At 71.2% G+C, this 20597-nt stretch carries 15 protein-coding genes; 4 read left to right on the top strand and 11 right to left on the bottom strand.

The window, feature by feature from the left end:
- Position 1: 1 nt before the first annotated feature.
- The 4 genes from ACIQM3_RS10510 to ACIQM3_RS10525 form a co-directional block, all read right to left on the bottom strand.
- Complete coding sequence (locus tag ACIQM3_RS10510) at positions 2 to 2005, bottom strand: NAD-binding lipoprotein (RefSeq protein WP_401621669.1); 2004 nt, start codon at positions 2003 to 2005, stop codon at positions 2 to 4.
- Positions 2006 to 2139: 134 nt separating this feature from the next.
- A complete protein-coding gene (locus ACIQM3_RS10515) occupies positions 2140 to 3975 on the bottom strand; it encodes a hypothetical protein (protein WP_401621672.1) in 1836 nt (611 codons plus the stop codon).
- On the bottom strand, positions 3972 to 5033 hold the full coding sequence (locus ACIQM3_RS10520; protein WP_401621675.1) for an ATP-binding protein: 1062 nt from the start codon (positions 5031 to 5033) through the stop codon (positions 3972 to 3974). The genes ACIQM3_RS10515 and ACIQM3_RS10520 overlap by 4 nt, the downstream gene beginning before the upstream one ends.
- A gap of 87 nt (positions 5034 to 5120) precedes the next feature.
- Positions 5121 to 7082, bottom strand: coding sequence for an acyl-CoA dehydrogenase (locus ACIQM3_RS10525; RefSeq protein WP_401621678.1), 1962 nt, complete (start codon positions 7080 to 7082; stop codon positions 5121 to 5123).
- A 229-nt stretch (positions 7083 to 7311) separates the two neighbouring features.
- Here ACIQM3_RS10525 and ACIQM3_RS10530 point away from each other — a divergent pair, with 229 nt between their 5' ends.
- Both ACIQM3_RS10530 and ACIQM3_RS10535 read left to right on the top strand, forming a co-directional pair.
- Complete coding sequence (locus ACIQM3_RS10530; RefSeq protein WP_401621681.1) at positions 7312 to 7722, top strand: hypothetical protein; 411 nt, start codon at positions 7312 to 7314, stop codon at positions 7720 to 7722.
- A 121-nt stretch (positions 7723 to 7843) separates the two neighbouring features.
- Positions 7844 to 9043, top strand: coding sequence for a PP2C family protein-serine/threonine phosphatase (locus tag ACIQM3_RS10535; protein ID WP_401621684.1), 1200 nt, complete (start codon positions 7844 to 7846; stop codon positions 9041 to 9043).
- 5 nt (positions 9044 to 9048) lie between these two features.
- On the opposite strand, the gene ACIQM3_RS10540 is transcribed toward ACIQM3_RS10535, so the two are convergent.
- The gene (locus ACIQM3_RS10540; protein WP_401621686.1) at positions 9049 to 10491 is read right to left on the bottom strand and encodes an aldehyde dehydrogenase; all 1443 of its coding nucleotides are present in this window, start codon (positions 10489 to 10491) and stop codon (positions 9049 to 9051) included.
- Between the two features lie 139 nt (positions 10492 to 10630).
- Between ACIQM3_RS10540 and ACIQM3_RS10545 the strand changes: the two genes are divergently transcribed.
- The gene (locus tag ACIQM3_RS10545; RefSeq protein WP_401621689.1) at positions 10631 to 11566 is read left to right on the top strand and encodes a TIGR03619 family F420-dependent LLM class oxidoreductase; all 936 of its coding nucleotides are present in this window, start codon (positions 10631 to 10633) and stop codon (positions 11564 to 11566) included.
- Between the two features lie 29 nt (positions 11567 to 11595).
- Here the strand turns inward: ACIQM3_RS10545 and ACIQM3_RS10550 are convergent, their stop codons facing one another.
- The 5 genes from ACIQM3_RS10550 to ACIQM3_RS10570 all read right to left on the bottom strand — a co-directional run bounded on the left by ACIQM3_RS10550 (position 11596) and on the right by ACIQM3_RS10570 (position 16812).
- A complete protein-coding gene (locus tag ACIQM3_RS10550; protein WP_401622414.1) occupies positions 11596 to 12084 on the bottom strand; it encodes a TetR/AcrR family transcriptional regulator in 489 nt (162 codons plus the stop codon).
- Positions 12085 to 12248: 164 nt separating this feature from the next.
- Complete coding sequence (locus tag ACIQM3_RS10555) at positions 12249 to 14492, bottom strand: serine/threonine-protein kinase (RefSeq protein ID WP_401621692.1); 2244 nt, start codon at positions 14490 to 14492, stop codon at positions 12249 to 12251.
- A gap of 253 nt (positions 14493 to 14745) precedes the next feature.
- On the bottom strand, positions 14746 to 15267 hold the full coding sequence (locus tag ACIQM3_RS10560; protein ID WP_401621694.1) for a hypothetical protein: 522 nt from the start codon (positions 15265 to 15267) through the stop codon (positions 14746 to 14748).
- A gap of 73 nt (positions 15268 to 15340) precedes the next feature.
- Complete coding sequence (locus ACIQM3_RS10565; protein ID WP_401621697.1) at positions 15341 to 16201, bottom strand: ABC transporter permease; 861 nt, start codon at positions 16199 to 16201, stop codon at positions 15341 to 15343.
- Positions 16198 to 16812: an ABC transporter ATP-binding protein gene (locus ACIQM3_RS10570; RefSeq protein ID WP_401621700.1), complete on the bottom strand. Its 615-nt coding sequence runs from the start codon at positions 16810 to 16812 to the stop codon at positions 16198 to 16200. The genes ACIQM3_RS10565 and ACIQM3_RS10570 overlap by 4 nt, the downstream gene beginning before the upstream one ends.
- 357 nt (positions 16813 to 17169) lie before the next feature.
- On the opposite strand from ACIQM3_RS10570, the gene ACIQM3_RS10575 reads away from it, so the two are divergent.
- The gene (locus tag ACIQM3_RS10575; RefSeq protein WP_401621703.1) at positions 17170 to 18552 is read left to right on the top strand and encodes a flavin-containing monooxygenase; all 1383 of its coding nucleotides are present in this window, start codon (positions 17170 to 17172) and stop codon (positions 18550 to 18552) included.
- 39 nt (positions 18553 to 18591) lie between these two features.
- Here ACIQM3_RS10575 and ACIQM3_RS10580 read toward each other — a convergent pair whose 3' ends face one another.
- The gene (locus tag ACIQM3_RS10580; protein WP_401621706.1) at positions 18592 to 19950 is read right to left on the bottom strand and encodes a hypothetical protein; all 1359 of its coding nucleotides are present in this window, start codon (positions 19948 to 19950) and stop codon (positions 18592 to 18594) included.
- Between the last annotated feature and the right edge of the window lie 647 nt (positions 19951 to 20597).

Below are 20597 nucleotides of genomic sequence, written 5' to 3' on the forward strand. Positions count from 1 at the left end.
GTCAGTCCCGGGTGATCACGATGACATCGTCGTTCTCGCTCCAGCGCCGGACGTCGGTCTTGCACGGGTTGACCCGCACCCCGTAGCCGGGCCCCGTCGTCGCGCGGTCACGGCACCGGTATCCGACGGCGCTCTCCCCCCGGCGTGAAGCCGACTCGACGACGGTGGCGAAGGAGGCGCGGCACCCCGCCCTCACATAGTGGCCGGCCGGCTTGAGTTGGATCGTGTTGCCGCCGGGAGCGAGGAGCTCCTCGAACAGGTCCGCGAGATGCCAGCTCTGCGAGATCTGAGAGATCAGAAGGCCGACCAGTTTCCCGCTGACGACGAAGTCGGCTCCGGGGCCGACCGGCGCGATGGCCCTGTTGCGGTCGTCGGTCATCTCGGTGACCACGGTCACCGAGCTCCCCGATGTGCGTTCCAGATCGCGCAGGAGCAGCAGGGTGACCAGCGTGCGGTCGTCCGGCGCACCGCCACAGGTCCCACGGTCGGGGCCGAGGACGATGACGCCGTCGTACGTGGCGAGGTCCAGACCGTTCACCGTCTCGGGCAGGGTGGGGTCTCCGGGGCGCAGGACGACCGTGAGGCGGGTGGCGACCTCCGCCTCCGCGGCGCGCACGTCCTCGGCGGTGAGCTCCCCGCCGTCCGCCACCACGTGGAGGATCGAGCCGGGGCCGACGTGGTCGGACAAGTGGCGGACGATGCGGCGCGCGCGGCGGTTCCACCCCAGCAGGAGCAGCTTTTCGGACCGCGTCGCCGCCGGTGGCCGGGACACGATCACCGACACGTCGACGGCCGTGGGCTCAGGGGCCTCCATCGTGGTGTCGTCGTCCTCCGCGATCACGACGAGCCGGTCGCCCGTACGAACGAGCGAGTCCGGTGGCGGGTTGAGCCACAGCTTCCCGTCCGCTCTCACGATGCCGACCACCGTCGATGTCAGATGGGCCGTCAGGGCTTCGGCATAGGTGCGGCCGGCCTGCGCCGGCGCCTCGACCACGTAGAACTCGTCGCCGGCGAAGTCGAGCAACTCCTGGTACACGGTCGACAGTCCGGGCTGCCGAGCGCACTGCGCCACGAGCCGTGCGGTGATGTCGTCGATCTCCAGGACGACCGCGCCCGGGCCGGCGGCGAGAGTGGCAGCCAGCCGGTAGCGGCCGTCCCGGACCACTGCCAGGATCCGGGCGCGGCAGTCGTCGTCGATCGCCGCCCGGAGGGACAGCAGGTTCTTGACGATCTCGGCGTCCTCGTCGGGTTCGTCGCGCGGTAGCACCAGGACGACGTCCGCCGTGGCCGGGCTGACCCGTTCGAGCGCGGCCGGGTCCGTCGGGCGCCCGTTGCGGCAGATGATCCGGGTGCTCCCTGTGTCACCCACTTCAGTACGCAACTCCTCCTCCATGTCCGTCTTGTCCCGGTCGGCCAGGACGGCGATGGCTCTCCGCCCCTGGTTGGCGTTGGCTTCCACGATCTCGGCCACGACCGTGATGATCTGGTCGGACCAGCCGAGCAGGACGGTGTGGCCGTCCTCCAGGACGGTGGAGTGGCCTCGCCGGAGGTCGAGGAGCTTCTCGGTGATCGCGGCGGTGATCAGGCTGACGAGGGTGGACACGTAGAAGAGAGCGACCAGGGCGAGGAAGACCGACAGGACGACGCGCAGGGGTGATCCGGGCTCTCCGCCCAACCGGAGGGTCTGTCCGACGCTCCGCCACACCGCTGCGGCCTTCGCCCACCGGTCGGCGGGCGCCTGGTCGTCCGTCCATACCAGGATCGCGCTGGCCGGGACGACGATGACCAGGCACGCGACGGCGAGCCAGCCGATGAGGGCCGCGGCACCGCCTGCCAGCGTGTTGTCGAACCAGTACCGCGCCTGCTCGCGCAGCGCTGCCCGGCGGGGCACGCCCGCGACGGGACCCACCGGGTCCGTGGGTGCGGCCTGGCCTTGCCGTTGCTTCCCCACCCTGGTGACCCCGGGCCGGCGGCGCCTGTCCTGATCGTTGCTCGTCTTGTGCACAGCAGCAGCGTGAAGAGTCGTTGATCACGGCATACGGGGATCAGCCCGTGGTTCATCCTTTAGAGGACCAGGCGGATGTCGATGCCGCTTTCCCCTGCCCGGTCGGGCTCCACGTGAACCCCGTGACCGGCCCCTCAGCCCAACCGGAACACCGGGCCGCGCGGAGTGAACGGCAGGGTGGCACCCTGCGGGATGAGAAAGGCGTGATCGCGCCGGATCCGCAGGATGTCGCACCATCCGTCGGTGATGACGAGTACCGGGGCAGTCGGCGGGAAGTCGTCCGCCCTCCGCAACAGGTCGATGCCCGGCTGCAGTTCTGTGCCGCCGCGGCCGCGTACCCGCACCCGGCCCGCGATCTCGGCCGGGGGCAGGTACCCCGCGTCGTACGGCGCCGCGTCGCAGAACACCACACGCGCCGCCGGCACGTCGCGTGCCTCCGCGTAAGAGGCGATCGCCCCCAGCGCCTTGCCGAGCAGTGTGCTGTTCATCGAGCCGGAGGTGTCGAGTACCACTCCGAACGTGCAGCGGGCCGTCTCCTCGGGAGGGAAGTACCGGCCGGCGCGCGGGATGTCCGGGGTCGACGCCTGCCGCCGGGCAGGGCGGGCGTAGGAGCGTACGGGCTCCGGCCGGGGTACGTACTCGTCGAACCAGCGGGCGAGTTGCGCGTCCCACGGCACGGGCGGGTGGGCCAGCGCCCGGATCTCCTGGATCAGTCCGGCGGGCAACAGGCCTCGCTCGCCGTACTGGTGCAGGTCGAAGCCCTGGACGAGGCCCCGCCGGTAGAAGTCGTCCAGGTCGGTGTAGGGGCGGGCGTCGGCGTGCGGCAGCGGCTCGCCGAGGATGTCGCCGACCCCCTTCCCCCGCAGGGTCGCTAGCCGGCGCCGGCGGCGCAGGTCGCCCGCGATCCGGTCGTACACCTCTTCCGCCGACAGGCCTCGCAGCTCGGGGTCGTACAGCAGCCCTTCGGGCATCTCGCCCACGCGCATCTGGACGAGCCAGTCGTTGACGACGTAGTCGGCCGCGACGTTGAAGAGGAACGGGTCGCGGCCACCGCGGCGTTCCCCGTGGCGCAGGGCGGCGTGCAGCATCTCGTGGGCGAGGACGAAGCGCCATTCCTCGTCGGTGAGCTTCCGCAGCGGGTTGACGTAGATCTCGCCGGCTGTTGAGCTCACCGCGGCGATCGCGATGCCCTGCGTACGGGCGAGTTCGGCGTCGGCCACGACGGAGAGTCCGGCGGCGAGCCCGCCGAGCAGCGGATACGAGGACACGAACCAGTTCAGGGCCCGGTCCCAGGGCTGCCGCGGTGCGCGCGCTCCGGTCTCCCGGTCGGGACGGCCGCCCGCCGCGTCCATGGCGGTGGAGACGCTGCGGGTGAGCGCGCGGGCGAACGCGGTCTCCCAGTCGGGGACCGCGGTGTTCCACGCGTTCCAGGTCGTGAGGACCTGGTCGGGGTGCCCGCCCGCTGTGCCGCACTCCTCGTAGGCGGCGGGGATGCCGTCGCGTCGCCAGCGGGCGGCGAGCTGTTCCTCGTCGCCGCCAGGGTAGGCCGCCGGCAGGTGGTCGGGAGGGCGGCCCACGGGGGAGGTGAGCAGGAAGCGGTTGACGACCGTGCAGCGGGCCGCGAGCTCGTACCGGTCGGGCTGCACGCGCGGATCGTCCTTGGAGGCGGGCACATGGCCGAAGCCCAGATGCAGCGCGCAGTGGGCGAGGACCCAGGCCCATTCGGCCGGCTCCGCCCGTTTCGTGGGATGTGCGTGGACGACGCCGCCGGAGGTGACGGCGGCCAGTCCCCCGGCCGGTGTCCGTTCGCACGTGGCCTTCCGGCAGACGGAGAAACCGACCGCACGGAAGGCCGGGTTCCGGTTGAGGAGCAGGAGGCCCGCCGCGAACGCCTCGGCGGCCGGGTCGGGCTTGTCGCCCTTGCTTTTCTTCCCGTTCCGGCCCTTGCTCCCGCCCGCCGGGGCGTTCATCGCCGTGCCTCGACCAGCCGGGGCATGTCGCGTGCCGCCTCGACGAGGAACCAGGCGGGCAGCACCGGCTGTCCGTCGGCGTCGTCCGCGATGACGGTCTGTGCGACCTCGACGGAGATCTCGGCGAGCCGCACGAGCAGCGACTTGGCCTGGTAGGAGGTCTGCCGCATCGACTCGGAGACGTGCTCCCTCTGCCGCGGGAGTTCCTTCACCAGCCGTCCGCGGAACGCCTCGGCCAGGTAGTAGAGGAGGTCGCGGTCCTCGATCCGGGCCGGCCATGAGGCATCGCCCTTGAGGATCGCCTCGATGCCGAAGGTGTGGCGCACGATCTTCGCGTAGCCGCAGAAGGAGACGGCGTGTGCGGGCGTCAGCGTGCCGTGCACGATCACCTTCAGCGTGTCCTCGCCGATGCCCGGGCCGAAGGAGTGCAGGGCGTCGGACAGCATGTGCCAGGAACGGGGAGTGGAGAAGGGTTCCTCGGTCTTGGGCGGCTGCGACCACAGGTGGTCGGGGCGGTCGGTGACGTAGTCCGTCACCCAGGGGTGGATGCCGTTCTCCCCCGCCCACACCAGCCAGTCCGCGGCCGTGGCCCGCAGGTGGACGTGGGTGAGGCGGTTGACCAGGGCGGACGCGATCGGTCGGGCCAGCGCGTTGTCCGTGGCGCGGTTGCCGGCCCCGATGACGATCGAGCCGGCGGGGAGCTCGTACGAGCCGATCCGCCGGTCCAGGATCAGCGAGTAGAACGCCTTCTGGACATCGGGGGTGGCGGCGTTCAGCTCGTCGAGGAAGAGGCAGTACGGTTCGTCGCGCGCGATGCTCTCCGGCGGGCAGAACACGGACCGGCCGTCGCGGATCTGCGGCACGCCGATCAGGTCCTCGGGTGCGAGCTGCGTCCCGAGGAGGCTGACGCACTCCAGTCCCAGCGACTCGGCGAAGCCGCGTACGAGCGACGACTTGCCGATACCCGGCGCTCCCCAGAGGAACACGGGCCGCACGGTGGCGAGCCCGAGCAGCAGGTCGGGGATCTGGGCGGGGGTGACCGTGACGGCAGCCTGCACGCGGAGGTTTTCCTTCGGGACGTGGGAGAGTGAGCCCGCTCAGTATGGGAGCGCCCACGGACCGCCCGCAGCCGATTATCGTGCGGGTCAGCCCACCAGGTCCGGCGCGCGCAGCATCTCCGGCGGGATGCCCCAGGCGTCGACGAAGCCGACCGCGAGAGGGCGGACCTTGCGGCAGAGGTCGTTCACCTCACGGCTGATCGCCTTGGAGCGCTGGACGGTCAGCCGGCCGTGCTCCATGAACCAGGCCCGGTCCGCCTCGATGGTGGACAGGGCGAACAGGTCGCACAGCAGGCCCAGCGCGACCTTGTTGCCGCCCTCGGGCAGCGTGCGCACCCTGTCGACGAACGCCTCCAGCACCAGGCGCTCGACGTGCGCGTGGGCGACCGCGATGACGTGGTCCTGCACCTGTGAGAAGACGACGCCGGGATCGCGCTTCTGGTCGACCCCGCGCTTGAGCCGGCGGGCCACGCCGGCGAGCATGTGCTCCTCGCGGTAGCGGAGCATGGCGAGCTGGTACTCCGAGTCGAGCAGGCCGGCTTCCTGGTCCCACTCGTCGCCGCCGGGCAGCAGGTCACGGACCCGCTCCAGCAGCTTGTGGGCCGATGTCTTCTCGATGACCGTCTCGACGGCGAGGCCGGTGACGTAGCGGACCATGCCGAGCTGGTCCAGGTCCTCGAACTCGGCCGCGTAATGGGTGAGGAGGCCCTTGGCCACGAGCTGCAGCAGGACGTGGTTGTCGCCCTCGAAGGTGGTGAAGATGTCGCTGTCGGCCTTGAGGGCGGCGAACCGGTTGACGGCGAGATAGCCGGCACCGCCGCATGCTTCGCGGCACTCCTGGACGACCCGGGTGGCGTGCCAGGTGCCCAGCGCCTTGGTTCCGGCGGCCCGCGCCTCCAGCCTGCGCCGCGCCTGCGCGTCGTCCTCGATGCCGGAGAAGACTTCGTGCAGCTGCGTGCGCACGACGTCCTGCGCGAAGTGCAACGCGTACGTACGCGCGATGAGCGGCAGCAGACGACGCTGATGCAGACCGTAGTCGAGGAGCAGTTGCTCCTCCGTGTCCGAGGCCGCTTCGAACTGCCGGCGTCGCACGGCGTACTTCGTGGCGATCGCGAGGGCGACCTTGGCCGCGTTGACCCCGGCGCCGCCTACACAGACCCGGCCCTGCACCAGCGTGCCGAGCATGGTGAAGAAGCGGCGGTCGGGGTTCTCGATCGGGCTCTCGTAGACACCTTCGGCGGTGACGTCGGCGAACCGGTTGAGCAGCGCCTCACGCGGCACCCGTACGCCGTCGAACCAGATGCGTCCGTTGTCCACGCCGTTGAGGCCCATCTTGCGGCCGTCGTCCTCGACCCGGACGCCGGGTGCCACTTCGCCGCCGGCCCGGATCGGCACGACGAACGCGTGCACCCCCTGGGATTCCCCGCCGACCTCCAGCTGGGCGAAGACGACCGCGAGCTCGGCGTGGCGCGCCGCGTTACCGATGTAGTCCTTGCGGGCCCGGTCGCCGTCGGTGGTGATGACGAACTCCTGGCCGGCGGCGTCGTACCTCGCGCGGGTGCCGAGCGCCTGGACGTTGGAGCGGTGCCCGGTCTCGGTCATCGCGAAGCAACCCATCAGCTGCCCGGTGATGAGGTCCGGGAGATAGGCGTCGTGGTGGCGTTCGGTGCCCAGCTGCAGGATCGCGCCGCCGAAGAGCCCGAACTGCACGCCGACCTTCACCAGCACCGACAGGTCACCGAAGGCAAGCGTCTCGAACGCGGCGATCGAGGCCCCGATGTCGCCGCCCCCGCCGTACTTGCTCGGGAAGCCCATGCCCGTCTGGCCCGTCGCAGCCATCTCGACCACGAGCTCACGCACCCGCTCGCGAAACGCGTCAAAGCCGAGCTCCTCGGCCTCCTCGAGGACGGAGGCGTACGTCACCAGGTTGGTCCGGACGAGGTCGCGGATGTCGGCGTACTCGCCGTCGAGCACCTCGGTCAGTGCCCGGACGTCGACCTCGGGCTGCACGTAACCGCTCGGGTCGGTGGATGTGTTGTCAGTGGCCATGCCATTTCGCTACCCCGCCCCGGCGCGATCAAGCGGTCGGCCCGGGCTGCCGGAGCCATACGAGGGAAACACAGCATGGCTGCCGCGCGCGGTGATGCCCACCGACGGCGGACGGCGAGGCCGTACTCTGGAACCGATGATCGGGCGCGCCCCCGTATGGCTACCGCGCAACCGGTCGACTTCCACAGCTGAGGGCAGCAGAACACCCGCGAGCTCCACGCTGATCCGCTTGATCGAGCCCTCCGACGGCGCCGTGCTCGCGGGGCTGCTCGCCCGGAACCGGCAGGCGTACGCGCGCCGGCTGCCCGCGAGGCCTGCGGATTTCTACACGTCCGAGGGGCAAGCCCCGGTCATCGAATCCCTTCTGGCCTCCCATGCCCGGGGGCTCGCATGGCCCGGCGTCGTGGTCTCCGACGACACCGTCATCGGACAGGTGACCATCAGCTCGATCCTGGGCGGCCGCCGCGACTACGTACGGGAGGGCGCCCCCACCGTGCTGCGGTTGAAGCTTCCCGCCGGACGCTTCACGGCGCATCTGCTCACCGGCGACCCGAACACATTCGACAGGACACTGATCGTCCGCGTGGACGGAGCGGAGAGGGCCCGCGGCGAGCAGCTCGACGGCCGGGAGTTCACCTGAGCGCCTGTGTCGTCCTGGCGGACGAGGCGCCGCAGGGGGGGCGGCACGGGTTGTCGCGTGGCTACCAGGTGAGGTTGGCGAATCCCGGGGAACAAGGGGCGACAGACGATGGGAGGTTGCCATGGATGGCAGAGATCTGGAACTTGGCGAGCTTCTGGCCGCCGCGGAGTCCGCGCCGCCCGGGGCGTCCGTCGGAGTGGTCGCGCACGATCTGCGCAAGCGCTTCGGGGCGGAGAGTGTGTCGTTCCTGTTCGTCGACCTCATGGGTGAGCGGCTGCTACGCCTGACCGCGCCCGTCGAGGGTGACATGGGGGATGTTCCGGAGCGGATCGGTCTGCAAGGCAGCATCTACGACACCGTCCTCCGCAGCCAGCGTCAGCACGTGGCTCCGGACGGCCAGGGCGGACGGCGCGTGATCTCTCCGGTGAGCAACCGGGGCGACTGCATCGGTGTGCTGGAGGTGACACTGCAGTACGCCGACGACGCCGTGCTCGGACAGATCAGCGACGCGGCCCACGCCCTGGCGTACATCATCGTCACGGACCGCCGCTTCACCGACCTGTACCACGCCGGCCGGCGCACCACCCGGACCAGCCTGGCCGCCGAGATCCAGCATCAGCTGCTCCCCTCGTCCTCCTGCTGCGAGGCTCCCCAGTTCACCCTCGCCGCAGGACTTGTCCCGGCCGACGACATCGGCGGCGACACCTACGACTACACCCTCGATCAGGACACGCTGCACCTGTCCATCACCGACGCCATGGGCCACGACACCGACTCCGCCCTGCTGGCCACACTGGTCACGGCCGCGTTGCGCGGCGCGCGCCGTACAGGCTGCGACGCGCTGCACCAGGCCCATCGCGCCCACGAGGCCCTGCTGAGCCACCGTCGTGGGCTGGCGACCGGACAACTGCTGTGCGTCCGACTCGAGACGGGCACCTGCGAACTGGTCAACGCGGGGCATCCCTGGCCCCTCCGCCTGCGGAAGGGTGCCACCGAGGCCGAGGAGGTCCAGCTCGCCGTCAACCTGCCGTTCGGTGTCGCAGCGCCGACCTCCTACCAGCTCCAGACGCTTCAGCTGCACCCCGGCGACCGACTCGTCCTGCTCACCGACGGCATGCAGGAACGAGGGGCCGCAGCTGTTGACCTGGCCTCTCTCGTGGGCGACACCCGCGCCTCGCATCCCAGGGAGGCCGTCCGGGCCCTGACCACAGCGGTGCTGGATGCCTGCCGGGGCAATCTCAAGGACGACGCGACCGTCCTCATACTGGACTGGCACGGAACCGAGGAGTCCGCTCGGCGAGGCGCGCTCGCGGCGCACTGAGCCGTTCAGACGGTGATGGTCTTGTACTCGATGTACTGGGAGAGGCCGGCGGCCCCGTACTCGCGGCCGATGCCGCTGGCCTTGAAGCCTCCGAACGGACCGTCGAAGCCGACGGAAGCGCCGTTGACGGTCACGGTCCCGGTACGGATCCGACGCGCCACAGCCAGCGCACGGGCCTCGTCGGAGGACCACACTCCGCCGGAGAGGCCGTACTCGGAGTCGTTGGCGATGCGTACGGCCTCGTCCTCGTCGTCGTAGGCGATGACGACCAGGACGGGGCCGAAGATCTCCTCCTGCGCGATCCGCATGGAGTTGTCGACGTCGGCGAACAGGGTCGGGGTGACGTAGTTGCCCCTCTCCAGGCCCTCGGGGACCTGCGGACCGCCGGTCACCAGACGGGCACCTTCCTCGATGCCCAGTGCGATGTAGTCGCGCACCCGCTGCTGCTGGTCGCGGCGGATCATCGGGCCGATGAAGGTGTCCGGCTCCTCGGGGTCACCCACCTTCAGGGACTCCACGAGCTCCTTCAGCGCGGCCACGACCTCCTCCTGACGGGAGCGCGGCACGAGGATGCGGGTCTGGGCGATGCAGGACTCGCCGTTGTTGAGCAGCGAGCTGAACTTCAGCCCCTGCACCGCCTCGGCCATGTCGGCGTCCGGAAGGATCACCGCCGCCGACTTGCCGCCCAGCTCCAGGCTGACCCGCTTCAGCTGTTCACCCGCGATCGAGGCGATCCGGCGTCCGGCCCGCGTCGATCCGGTGAACGCGATCTTGTCGACTCCCGGGTGCGACACCAGGTACTCACTGGTCTCCCTGTCCGCCGGCAGGACACTGATCACGCCCTCGGGCAGACCGACCTGCTCCAGCAGCTCCGCCAGCAGCCCCATGCTCAGCGAGTTCTCCGGCGAGACCTTCAGCACCACCGAGTTTCCCGCCAACAGGGCCGGAATGATCTTCGCCGTCGCCGCGGAGAAGGGTGAGTTCCACGGAATCACCGCGGCCACCACGCCCACCGCCTCCCGGCGCACGACGCTGCGCACCGGCGAAGCCGGGTCGGAGGGCTCCGGTGTCTCCTCCCATCCGAACTTTTCCGCCGCCTTCAGGTACGCGTTCGCCTGCCGTGTGAGTCCCGGCTGACCGGCCAGCGTGAACCACGTCGCGGAACCGTTCTCCGCCGAGATCAGCGCGGCGATCCGCTCCGCGCTCGCTTCGCGCAGGGCGTTGAACTCGCGCAGTACGGCGATTCGTTCAGCAGGCGCCGCCCCCTGCCACACCCCTGCCTCGAACGCCGCGCGCGCCGCTGCCACCGCACGGTCCACATCGGCCGGCAGCGCCTGCGCCGCGCGGCCGATCACGGTCTGGTCGTGCGGGGAGCGGATCTCCCTCAGCCCCGCGCCGCTCGGGTCCGTCCAGGAACCGGCGATGAAGAGCCGGTCGTAGGTGATCATTCGCTCCCGCCTCCATGGGATCGTTTAAATGTCTCACCAATGTAGCACTTCACTCGATTGATGGCACTTCCCTGCGCAGCCTTGAGCGCTGGGCGCGGCCTCTTCCCCCGCGTGCGGGCACATGACATCGTGAGTTCCCATGTCACAGAGCACCCGCATGCGATTGGGCATGGCCCTCCCGACGTTCGGTCCGGACGCGACGCCGGAAGGCATCATCAGAGCCGGTCGCACCGCGGAGGACATGGGCTACGACTCCCTGTGGACCGGTGACCGCGTACTCGCCCCGGCCGCGCCGAGCGTGCCCTACCCGGGCCGGGGCGGCGTGATGCCACGCACCTACGAGAACCACCTGGACCCCCTTGTCGCCCTGACGTTCGCCGCGGCGCACACGAGCCGGGTCCGCCTCGGGACCAGCACGCTGAACGGCCTCTGGCAGCCGCCGATCATGCTCGCCCGGTCACTGACCACCCTCGACATGGTCAGCCAGGGGCGGCTCGACGTCGGCCTCGGGCTCGGCTGGATGCCCGAGGAGTACAAGGCGGTCGGCGTGCCGTGGAACGGCAGGGGCACGAGACTGGACGAGACGCTCGACGTCCTGGAGGGGTACTGGGCCGGCGGCTCCTTCGCCCACGACGGGGCGCTGTTCACCGTCCCCGAGACGGAGGTGGGGCTCAGACCGCAACAGCGGCCCGGGCCTCCCGTACTCCTCGCGGCGTTCACACCCCGGGGCTTCGCCCGCATCGGACATCGGCTCGACGGCTGGCTGCCCGGCGCCATGCCGCTGACGTACCTCATGGACATGTGGGGCGCCATTGTGAGGGAGGCCGAGAAAGCGGAACGGGACCCGGCAACTCTGCGGATGGCGCTGCGTGTGAACCTCGAACTGACCGACACCGAAGCGGAGTCGGAGCTGGTACCGCAGCGGGGAACGCTACGGCAGTACGTCGACTACGCCCGGGCCGCAGCCGAGCACGGCGTGCACGAACTGTTCGTGGATCTCGGCCAGACGCCCGTCACGCTCGACGAACGAATCGACCTGGCCGGCCGCTTCATCACCGGAGTGCGGGCGGGGTGACGGACCGTACGCGGGTGCACCCGCGTACGTCAGGACCTTCCGAGCCCTCGCAACAGCGTGTCGACGACGAGGTCGGCCGCCCGGGCGGCCGACAGGTCCGACATCTGCCGCGACGCAAGGTGCATGAGCTGGGGCAGCAGAACACCGGCCCACCCCACCGGCGCGTCGGAGCGGAGCAGACCCTCGTCGGTGGCGCGTCGGAGGAATGCGTCGACTTCGCGGATCGAAGCGTCCCTCCGGGCGCGGACCTCGTCGTCGGCGAGCATACGGGCCAGGTCCACGGGCCAGGTCCGGTTCACGCCGATGATGTTCTCGACGTACCGGTGCAGAGCGACAGCGACCGGGGCCTCACGCAGTCGCGCGTCCTCGATGGCCCGCTCGATGGCCTCCAGCCGGGATGCGTAGACGGCCGCGAGGAGCTCCTCGCGGGAGGCGAACCGGCGGTAGACCGTGCGCCGGTCCACCCCGGCCTCGGCGGCGATGCTCGCGATACTGGCGCCCGGATCGGCGGCCAGCATGCGCGCACCGGTGGTCAGGACCGCTTCCACGTTGCGTACGGCGTCGGCTCTCACGCCTGGAGTTTACCGCCGCACGAGGAAGCTGCCACGATAAGTGCCCCAGCATGGGTGTGCATCACGTCATAGACGCCACATCCAGGTGGCGGATGGTCGTGCCGCCGAGATCAGCCCGACTCCGGCGGATTCTGTGCGTCGAAGGCGAAAAGGGTGTTGTCCGCCGCGGCCACGATCACCGCGCGCCCCGCGACGGTCACGCGCGGACTCTCGCCCTCCCCGCCCGATGAGCCCTCGGCCTGCGGGTCCGTCGTCCACAGGGGTTCACCGTCGTGCGGCGACAGCGCCACCACCCGGCCGGTGGCCGAGCTGAAGTACAGCGCGCCGGCGCCCGCCACGGGGCCCGACGCGCCCTCCACGGGCGTCTGCCGCGACCACTTCTTCCGTCCGGTAGCGGGGTCCAGCGCCGTGACAAGGCCCGTCTGCCCGCTCACGTAGACGGTGCCGTCCGCCATGCCGGGTGTCCCCCCGTATGTCCTGGCCAGTCGGGAGTACGTCACCTTCCGCGAGGCCGGGTCGACCCGCGCCACGCCGTCGTACCCGGTCAGCGCCGTGCCCTCGAAGTGCTCCTGGAGGAGTACGAGACCGCCCTTGTCCACGCCCACCGGCGTGGCGGGCCCGTCGACCGCGACAGGCCTGCCCAGCGTCCCCGAGGCGCGGTCGAGCGTGTACAGGGTGGGATGGCGCACCTCCAGGGCATCCACCTCGGCATCTGTCGCGCACATCGCGAAGAGCCGCGGTCCCGCGGGGACAGGAGCGCACTGGGTACCCGCGGGGAACGGCGTCTTCCAGGTCACCTCACCGCTGTGCGCGTCCCGGGCCTCGAAGCGGGAGTTGGAGGCGTCGACCGTCACGACGGCGGAGCCGGCCACGACGGCGTCCTGGGTCCGGCCCGTGACGGCCGTCGACTGGGCGCCGGACTCCACGGACCACAGCTCCCGGCCGCTGTCCGCGTCGATGGCCACCACCTCACGGGGAGGGCCCTGCGGGGCGTCCTGGGAGGCGAAGCGATGGCCGAGCACCGTGTCGTCGGTGGCGCCCACCAGGTGCATGCCCTGGACGGGGACGCCCGGGCTCTTCACCGTCCACGCCCTCGAGCCGTCCACGGCACTGATACGGGTCGCGACGACACCGCCGCCCCCGCAGAACAGCGCGTCACCGCGCGCGACGCAACGCAGCTCGTCGGGTATGCCCTCGTCACCGCCCTGCACGGTCCTGCGCCACGGCTCGAAGCCGTCCGGAAGCGCGGCGGCCGGCGCCGCGACGCTGTCACCCTTGTCGCCGCCGCCTCCTCCGAAGCTGCCCGTCTTCAGCGCGGCGACTCCCCCGCCGATCGCTGCCACCGCGACCGCGGCCGCGAGCACAGGCCGCCATCCTCGACGCAGACGGCGGCCGGCCGGGGCGCCGTTGCTCCCCGTCTCGGGTTCTGCCGGAGCGGTGGCGCTCGGGGTGGCCGGAGACGGGGTGGCCTCCGCCCCGGAGTGATGCTGGGTGATCATGTCGCGGGTCCGGCTCGCGCCGGCCGCAGGCACCTCGGTCCCACCGAGGTCGGACGGCAGGTCACGCAGCAGCACGAGGAGTTCGTCCGCCGAGGGGCGCCCCTCGGGCTCCTTGTCCAGGCAGGACTCGACGACCGCGCGCAGAGCCGCCGGCACGGCGCCCAGCGACGGCTCCTCGTGCACGACCTGATACGCCGTCATGTAGGGGCTGTCCGCGTCGAAGGGCCCGTGGCCCGTCGCCGAGTACACCAGCAAGGTCCCCAGCGAGAAGACATCGGACCGCGGACCCACACCGCGCGGCGCCTGCAGCTGCTCCGGCGACATGAAGGGCGGCGTACCGATGACACGCCCTGTCATCGTCAGCGTCTGCTGGTCCGCGGCGCGTGAGATGCCGAAGTCGATGACGCGAGGGCCCTCGGGCGAGAGCACGACGTTCGAGGGCTTCAGGTCACGGTGGACGACCCCCACCCGGTGGATGTCGCGCAGCGCCTCCGCCAGCCCGATGGCCAGCCTCCTCAGCTCCGCACCGTCCAGCGGGCCCTTCGCGGCGATGTGCTGGGCGAGCGTGTTCCCCTCGATATAGGTCGTCGCCATCCACGGCTGCTCGGCCTCAGGGGCGGCATCGACCACGGCGGCGGTGAACGCGCCGCTCACCCGTCTCGCGGCCGCCACCTCCTGCCGGAAGCGGATGCGGAACTCGTCGTCCCCCGCGAACTGCTGGTGGATCAGCTTGATCGCGACGGGCCGCCCCGAACTCGTACGGGCCAGAAAGACCGTGCCCATACCGCCGGAGCCGAGCCGTGCCTCGAGCGGATAGCCGCCGATCTCCGCTGGATCACCTCCGCGCAGCGACACTCTTCCCGACCTTCCGTCCCCCGTGCACCTCGCCGCCACGGGCCTGCCTTACCTGTCCTGCACCCAAACTAACCTCAGGGCAGTACGGCAGAGCAAAGCGGGTGACGAACAAGGCGCCCGCGCCGCACACGGCGAAGTCCCTTCAGGAGCCTGGCTGAGCTTCGTTGTGTCGTGGAAACCGCACGGCGCGGCCTGTCCCCACACGGTCACCCGGTGGGTACAGGCCGATCCGACGCCTTTCCGCCCGGCTCCGCTACCAGCCGGCCTTCACCCCGGTGTAGGCCGTACGGCAGTCGGCGTTCGTGGCCTCCGCGGCCAGCTTCTCCATGGAGTTCTTCCAGACCTGCTTGGCCAGCTTCTCCAGCTCCCGCGTCGCGGCGGGTACGTTCGGAGCGTACTTCTTGATCGTCCCCATGGAGGACTTGGCGAACTTGTTGCAGACGGGCCCGGCCGCGTTCCGGTAGCGGGTGTCCAGGTCCGCGGCGACCGCCTGGCCGTTCTGGGTCGCCCAGGTGTTCCAGGCCGCGCACGCCGTCTCGGTGAGGACCGCCTGGTCGGCCTCGCTCAGCCCCAGGACCTCGGCCAGCATCGTGTTCTGCACCTTGTCGGGAACCGTGAAGTCGACCACGGGGAACTTGTCGAGGGTCTCGAGCAGAGCCTCCTGACACGCGGGCGGCAGCGGGGCGGCCTGTGCCGGCGAAGGGACGGCCAGGGCGGAGGCCGACAGGAGGGCGGCTGTGAGGACGGTGCGCTGGACGGTACGCGAAAGAGTCATGAGGGGGTGGTGCTCCTTGCACGAAGAACGTGTCGGTCCGGGCACCCAGTCAGCGCCCGCGGCTACAGAACGATCAACGGCTTCCCTTGGTCACGGCCGTTGCGGGCGGGGCTCCTTGGGTGCCCTCGGCCGCAGCGGGCCCGGAGGGAGCCGGAACACGGCGCTTCCGTTCCGGTGGAAGCGCGTTGCGGGTGCGCCGGCGGAAGACCAGGAAACCGGCGAACGCGGCGCCGGTGAGCCAGAGGACCTGGATCGTGAGCCCCTCACGCACCGACGCGTCGGAGAAGGCCGCGGACATGCTCGCCTGCACGGCTCCGTACGTCGGCAGGAAGCGCACGACGGCGCTGTCCGATCCGGAGCTGGAGAGGGGGTTCTGCAGGGCGACGTCGAGGATGCTGATCATCAGGATGGCGAACATGCCCTCCACCTCGCGACGGAGCACCGATCCGAAGACCACTCCGAACGCGCCGTAGGTCAGTGCGGCGCAGAACAGCGCGGCGGCGAGCATGAGGGGCTGCCGAGGGGCCCAGGCGAAGCCGGCGGCGGCCGTCGCGTACGCGGCGACGGCGGCACAGACCAACGTGAGCGCGGAGAGCTTGGCGAGGACGAGGTGATACCTCGGGTATCCCGCCATGGCCAGGCGGCGGTCGAATGCACCGCCAGTGAAGGTGGCGGCGAACATCATGAACCCGGCGATCAGGGTGACCGCGTTCAGCGCACCGGTGATCTGGGTGAGGTGGTTCCCCGGCGGGGACAGGATCTCGCCCGTGGCCCGCAGCCGGAACGGTGCGGGCTCGTCGGGGATGGTCACATAGGCGAGCCCGATCCACACGGGGATGTACGCGACCACCAGCAGCATCGCGAACCGGTTGCGGGCATGCCCGATCAACGCGTACCGGGACGCCGTGGTGAACAGGGACCAGTGCCGCCTCATGCCACCGCCCCCGCACGCGGTTCCTGAAGGGTGAGGCGCCCGCCGTCCAGGCGCCACAACACGTCCAGCCGGTCGATGTCGTACGCAAGGTGCGAGACGACGAGCACCGAGCGTCCAGCGTCGCGCAGACTCGTCGCCAGCTCCCAGAAGCGCAGATAGGTCTCCCAGTCGAAACCCTGGTAGGGCTCGTCCAGCAGCAGTACGTCCGGATCGTGCATGAGCGCCAGGGTCAGGTTCAGCTTCTGCCGTGAGCCCCCGCTGAGCTGGCCCGCGCGCCGGTCGAGGTACTCGGTGAAGGCCAGCGTCTCCATCACTTCTCCGGCCCGCCGCAGGTCCGGGAGCCCGAACGCGCTCCGGAAGAAGTCGAGATGCTGGCGGACGGTGAAGGAGTCGTCCAGAACCACGGACTGCGGGCAGTAGCCGAACCTGCCGGCATGGTGCACCGTGCCCCGGTCCGGCCTGAGTTCACCGGCGAGGGCCTTCAGCAGAGTCGTCTTGCCGGCGCCGTTCTCCCCGACGATCCCGGCGAGGGTGCCGGGCCGCAGCGAGAGGTCGACACCCCGGAGAACGGCGTGCTGCCGGTAGGAGTGGTGCACATCTCTGACGTCCATCGTGCTGCTCCGTCGTGCCAGGTCTTCCCGATGGCCGCGGAACCGGTCCGCGTCTGCCAGTCGGCGTGTTCGTCCGGCCGGCCACTCGGCGGCATCGACCGGTCCGCTCGTGGTCAACGAGCGGGTCACGCGGCGGAAACGGCGCCGGAAGCAGGTTGGCGTCAACGCGGTGCACGACATGTCACGCGTGCGGCGGGTTCACTGCCGTCAACCGGCTCCGAGGGTGCTGGGGTGACTAGCGTGACCGGGGCCGGAGCGCCGCGGCCGGGCACCGCCGTCCGGCCAGACCCCCTCGTGCGGTCCCGCTCACGCGCGTTCCGGCGCAGTCACGCCCACACGAGGGAAGGTCGGTCAGTCATGCGGAGAACGTGCGTGATCGGTGCGGGGCCGTCCGGCCTGGCAGCGGGCAAGGTCCTCGCCTCCCGGAACGTTCCGTTCGACTGCTTCGAGGCCGGTTCGAAGATCGGCGGGCTCTGGCGGTACGGCAACGACAACGGCATGTCGGGGGTGTACGCGTCCCTGCACGCGAACATCTCGAAGGAGAGCATGTCCTTCTCCTCGCTGGCCATGCCGGAGACCTACCCGGTCTTTCCGCACCACAGCAAGGTCCTCGCCTACCTCGAGGACTACGCCACGTCCTTCGGCCTGCACCGCCACATCACGCTCGGCACCGAGGTCACCTCGGTGCGGCCCCTGGACGACGGCGGCTGGGAGGTCGCCCGCCGACGCCGGGGGGACACCGACGCGGAGGGGGAGACGCGGCGTTACACCGAGGTGGTGGTGGCCAACGGTCACCACTGGGACCCCCGTCTCCCCGACCCGGCCGTTCCCGGGGCCGAGGAGTTCGAGGGGCCCGCTGTCCACTCGCACGACTACCGCTCCCCCGAGCCGTACGCCGGGCTGCGGGTGCTGGTGATCGGCATGGGCAACTCCGCGTGCGAGATCGCGGCGGAGATCTCCCGCACGGCCGCGCGGACGTACCTCTCCGCACGCGACGCGGCGCACGTGTTCCCCAAGATGCTGCTCGGCCGGCCGGCGGACCACCTGGTGTGGAGCCCGCTGTCCCGTCTTCCGCTGCCCCTCAAGGGGCCGGCGATGGCGCTCCTCCTACGGCTCACCCGTGGAGCCCCGGCTCACTACGGGCTCCCCGAACCGTCCCGGGGCCCGCTCGCCGCCCACCCCTCCACCTCGGACGAACTCCTCGTCCAGCTGGCCCGGGGCGCGGTCACCCCGAAGCCTGGCGTGAGCTCCTTCGGCCGGGACACGGCGGCCTTCACGGACGGCAGCCGCGAACCCGTGGACGCCGTGGTGTACGCCACCGGTTACTCCATCTCCTTCCCCTTCCTGGAACCCTCCGTCTTCGCCGCCCCGGGCGGCCGCACCGACCTCTATCTGCGCACGGTCCCACCCCGGCTCCCCGGGCTCTACTTCATGGGGCTCGCCCAACCCGCCGGTGCTGCCTTCCCGTTGCTCGAACCACAGGCCGGATGGATCACCGACCTGATGGAGGGCACGGTCGCCCTTCCGTCGCCGGCGGACATGGAGCAGGCGATCGCCCGTGAACGGCGCCGCCATGAGAAGACGTACGTGTCCACCTACCGTCACGGCATCGAGATCGACGTCCGCTCCTACCGGAGAGCCCTCCGCCGGGAACTCCGGGCGGGCAGGCGCCGGGCACGGGGTGCGCTCCTGCCGCTGCCCGGCGTGGCCGGCCCCACTCCGGCGGCCGACGCCGCCTGATCCGCGCCGTCCGAGGACCCGGCGAGGGGAGGCACGAGCTCACTCGGGCGCCGAGCTCTCCTCCAGCTCCCCCACGGCCTGCTGCCACAGCTCCGGCAGCAGTTCCGCCATCGGAAGGGCGCGGTCGGCGACGAAGGACACCTCGGCCCAGTCGCCGAAGAACGACAGCCCCACCCCGAAGAGGTGCCCGGGCACGAGCAGGGGCAGCAGGGCGGTGCCCGTCACCTGCGTCTCCCCCAGGCTCCCCTTGTCGGCGAGCGGCATGGAGGTGGCCATGACGTCGGTGACGCGTGGGGAGAGCACCCTTCGCATGTACCAGTCGGTCGGCCGTCCCGGCATGAAGCGGACCAGGTCCTGAATGGCCTGCCGCCACGCCTCGCCCCGCAGCTTCCGGGTCGTCGTCATGACGTGGTCCAGTCGCCGCAGGGACGCCGCGCCGTCCTGGGACCCGTCCGGGCGCCGTGAGGCGATCCGCACGGGGAGCTCCAGCGGCAGGGCGAAGCATCGGTTCCCCCAAGTCTGGTCCTCGTCGGTGCGGCGCGCGTCGACGGGCAGCACGGCCTTCACCCGTGGGAGCGGTACGCCGGAGCGGTCCGACCAGACCGCCAGCGCCCCGGCGAGTGCGGCGAGATGTACGTCGTGGGCCGAGCCGCCGCGCGGCGCCCCGATCCGGCGGAGGGTGTCCACCGGTACGCGCCCCCGCCACAGCCGTTGCTCCCCCGAGGGGACGAACGCGGCGCCGGGACGGTGACGGCGGACGACGAGGGAGCCGGCCACGAATTTCGTGGCCAGCCCGACGGCCACGCCCACGCGCCGTGGCACCCCGGCCCCCCGGCTCCCGCCCGGCACCGGGCGGGCGGATGGCTCCCCCTCGCCCAGCATCGTCCGGAAGGTCATGGCGGCGGCCGAACCGTCCTGGCAGGCGTGGCGGAAGCGGTAGCACACGGCGTACGCGTCGGGTGCGTGGCCGTGGACCAGCCAGACCCCCCAGTACGCGCCGGTCGCGAACGGGGCGTTCAGCGCCGTGTGCAGGGCGGCGTCCCACCCATCGGGGCCGTCGGCGACCACCTCGTGCACGTGCCGGTCGACGGCGAAGTCCGCGTGCGGCTGCCACCGGAGCCGCCGCCCGCCCTCGACCCGGCTGGTGAGAAGGGGCAGTTCGCCCAGGCGGAAGCCCACATACGCACGGAGGTCCGCCAGGGCCGGGGCCGGGCCGCTGAGGTAAGCGACGCCGCCGGCGTCCCAACGGACTTCGGGCCGGCGGCGTTCCAGGTTGAGGAAGGCGCGGTCGACGGAGTGGGTGGGGTGGCGGGGAGAGGGAACGGGCCGGCCGGGCCGGACGGACCCGTCCGACGGGACGGACCGGGTGGACGGGGCTGACTGATCGGGGACGGGCATGGGGCTTCAGGGCTCCTATTTCGTGCCAACAGCGAGCGGGCCGACGGGAAGAGGGACGGGTGGAGCGCGGCGGGCCGAAACGGCAGGCCGCGCACCGGACCGGGCAGCCCGTCCGCCCCCGTCCGACCATCAGGATGACCACTGACCGCGGCGGAGCCGTCCGGCACGGGAATGCCGCTCCCGTTCCGAGCAGCCCCGTCCCCGCCCGCCGTTGTGGACGGCCGCATCCGCGCTTGAAGCCCACGAGGCACCCGTTCGCCGTGCGGTGACTGGTCTGCTGCCGCCCGCAACCCGCCGCAGGCGGCGCGGGCGCGGTCACAGGAAGGCCGTCCCCGGAAGTCCGCCCGCAAGATCCCTCGAAGGGGGGACGAGGCTCCGCGCGCCTCCGCTCCGTAGGGTCACCCCCCGAACGCCCGGGCGCCCTGGTTGCGGCGGGATTCCTCCGATCGGTGCAGGTCGCACCCGTCACGGCGCGGCGTACTTCGTTCGGGTGAGCAGATCGAATCAGGGCGCCCGCCCTGCTCGCCGTCTGACATCGTGTGCCGTGCGCCGGAGATCATCGGGCCCCGAGAGGGCCCGGGAAGCCCTCGGCGAGGCTGGGGGCTTCGGGGAACCGGCGGGCACTCGCCACACCGGAACGGCCGGAC

The sequence above is a fragment of the Streptomyces sp. NPDC091271 genome, assembly GCF_044757505.1.
In the GTDB taxonomy this organism is placed as follows: domain Bacteria; phylum Actinomycetota; class Actinomycetes; order Streptomycetales; family Streptomycetaceae; genus Streptomyces.

Excerpts from the sequence above, each read along its gene's own strand:
- ACIQM3_RS10560 (WP_401621694.1), bottom strand. The coding sequence starts at position 15,267 with ATGACTCTTTCGCGTACCGTCCAGCGCACCGTCCTCACAGCCGCCCTC.
- ACIQM3_RS10580 (WP_401621706.1), bottom strand. The coding sequence starts at position 19,950 with ATGCCCGTCCCCGATCAGTCAGCCCCGTCCACCCGGTCCGTCCCGTCG.
- ACIQM3_RS10540 (WP_401621686.1), bottom strand. The coding sequence starts at position 10,491 with ATGATCACCTACGACCGGCTCTTCATCGCCGGTTCCTGGACGGACCCG.
- ACIQM3_RS10565 (WP_401621697.1), bottom strand. The coding sequence starts at position 16,201 with ATGAGGCGGCACTGGTCCCTGTTCACCACGGCGTCCCGGTACGCGTTG.
- ACIQM3_RS10545 (WP_401621689.1), top strand. The coding sequence starts at position 10,631 with ATGTCACAGAGCACCCGCATGCGATTGGGCATGGCCCTCCCGACGTTC.
- ACIQM3_RS10570 (WP_401621700.1), bottom strand. The coding sequence starts at position 16,812 with ATGGACGTCAGAGATGTGCACCACTCCTACCGGCAGCACGCCGTTCTC.
- ACIQM3_RS10575 (WP_401621703.1), top strand. The coding sequence starts at position 17,170 with ATGCGGAGAACGTGCGTGATCGGTGCGGGGCCGTCCGGCCTGGCAGCG.
- ACIQM3_RS10525 (WP_401621678.1), bottom strand. The coding sequence starts at position 7,082 with ATGGCCACTGACAACACATCCACCGACCCGAGCGGTTACGTGCAGCCC.
- ACIQM3_RS10535 (WP_401621684.1), top strand. The coding sequence starts at position 7,844 with ATGGATGGCAGAGATCTGGAACTTGGCGAGCTTCTGGCCGCCGCGGAG.
- ACIQM3_RS10550 (WP_401622414.1), bottom strand. The coding sequence starts at position 12,084 with ATGCTGGCCGCCGATCCGGGCGCCAGTATCGCGAGCATCGCCGCCGAG.
- ACIQM3_RS10515 (WP_401621672.1), bottom strand. The coding sequence starts at position 3,975 with ATGAACGCCCCGGCGGGCGGGAGCAAGGGCCGGAACGGGAAGAAAAGC.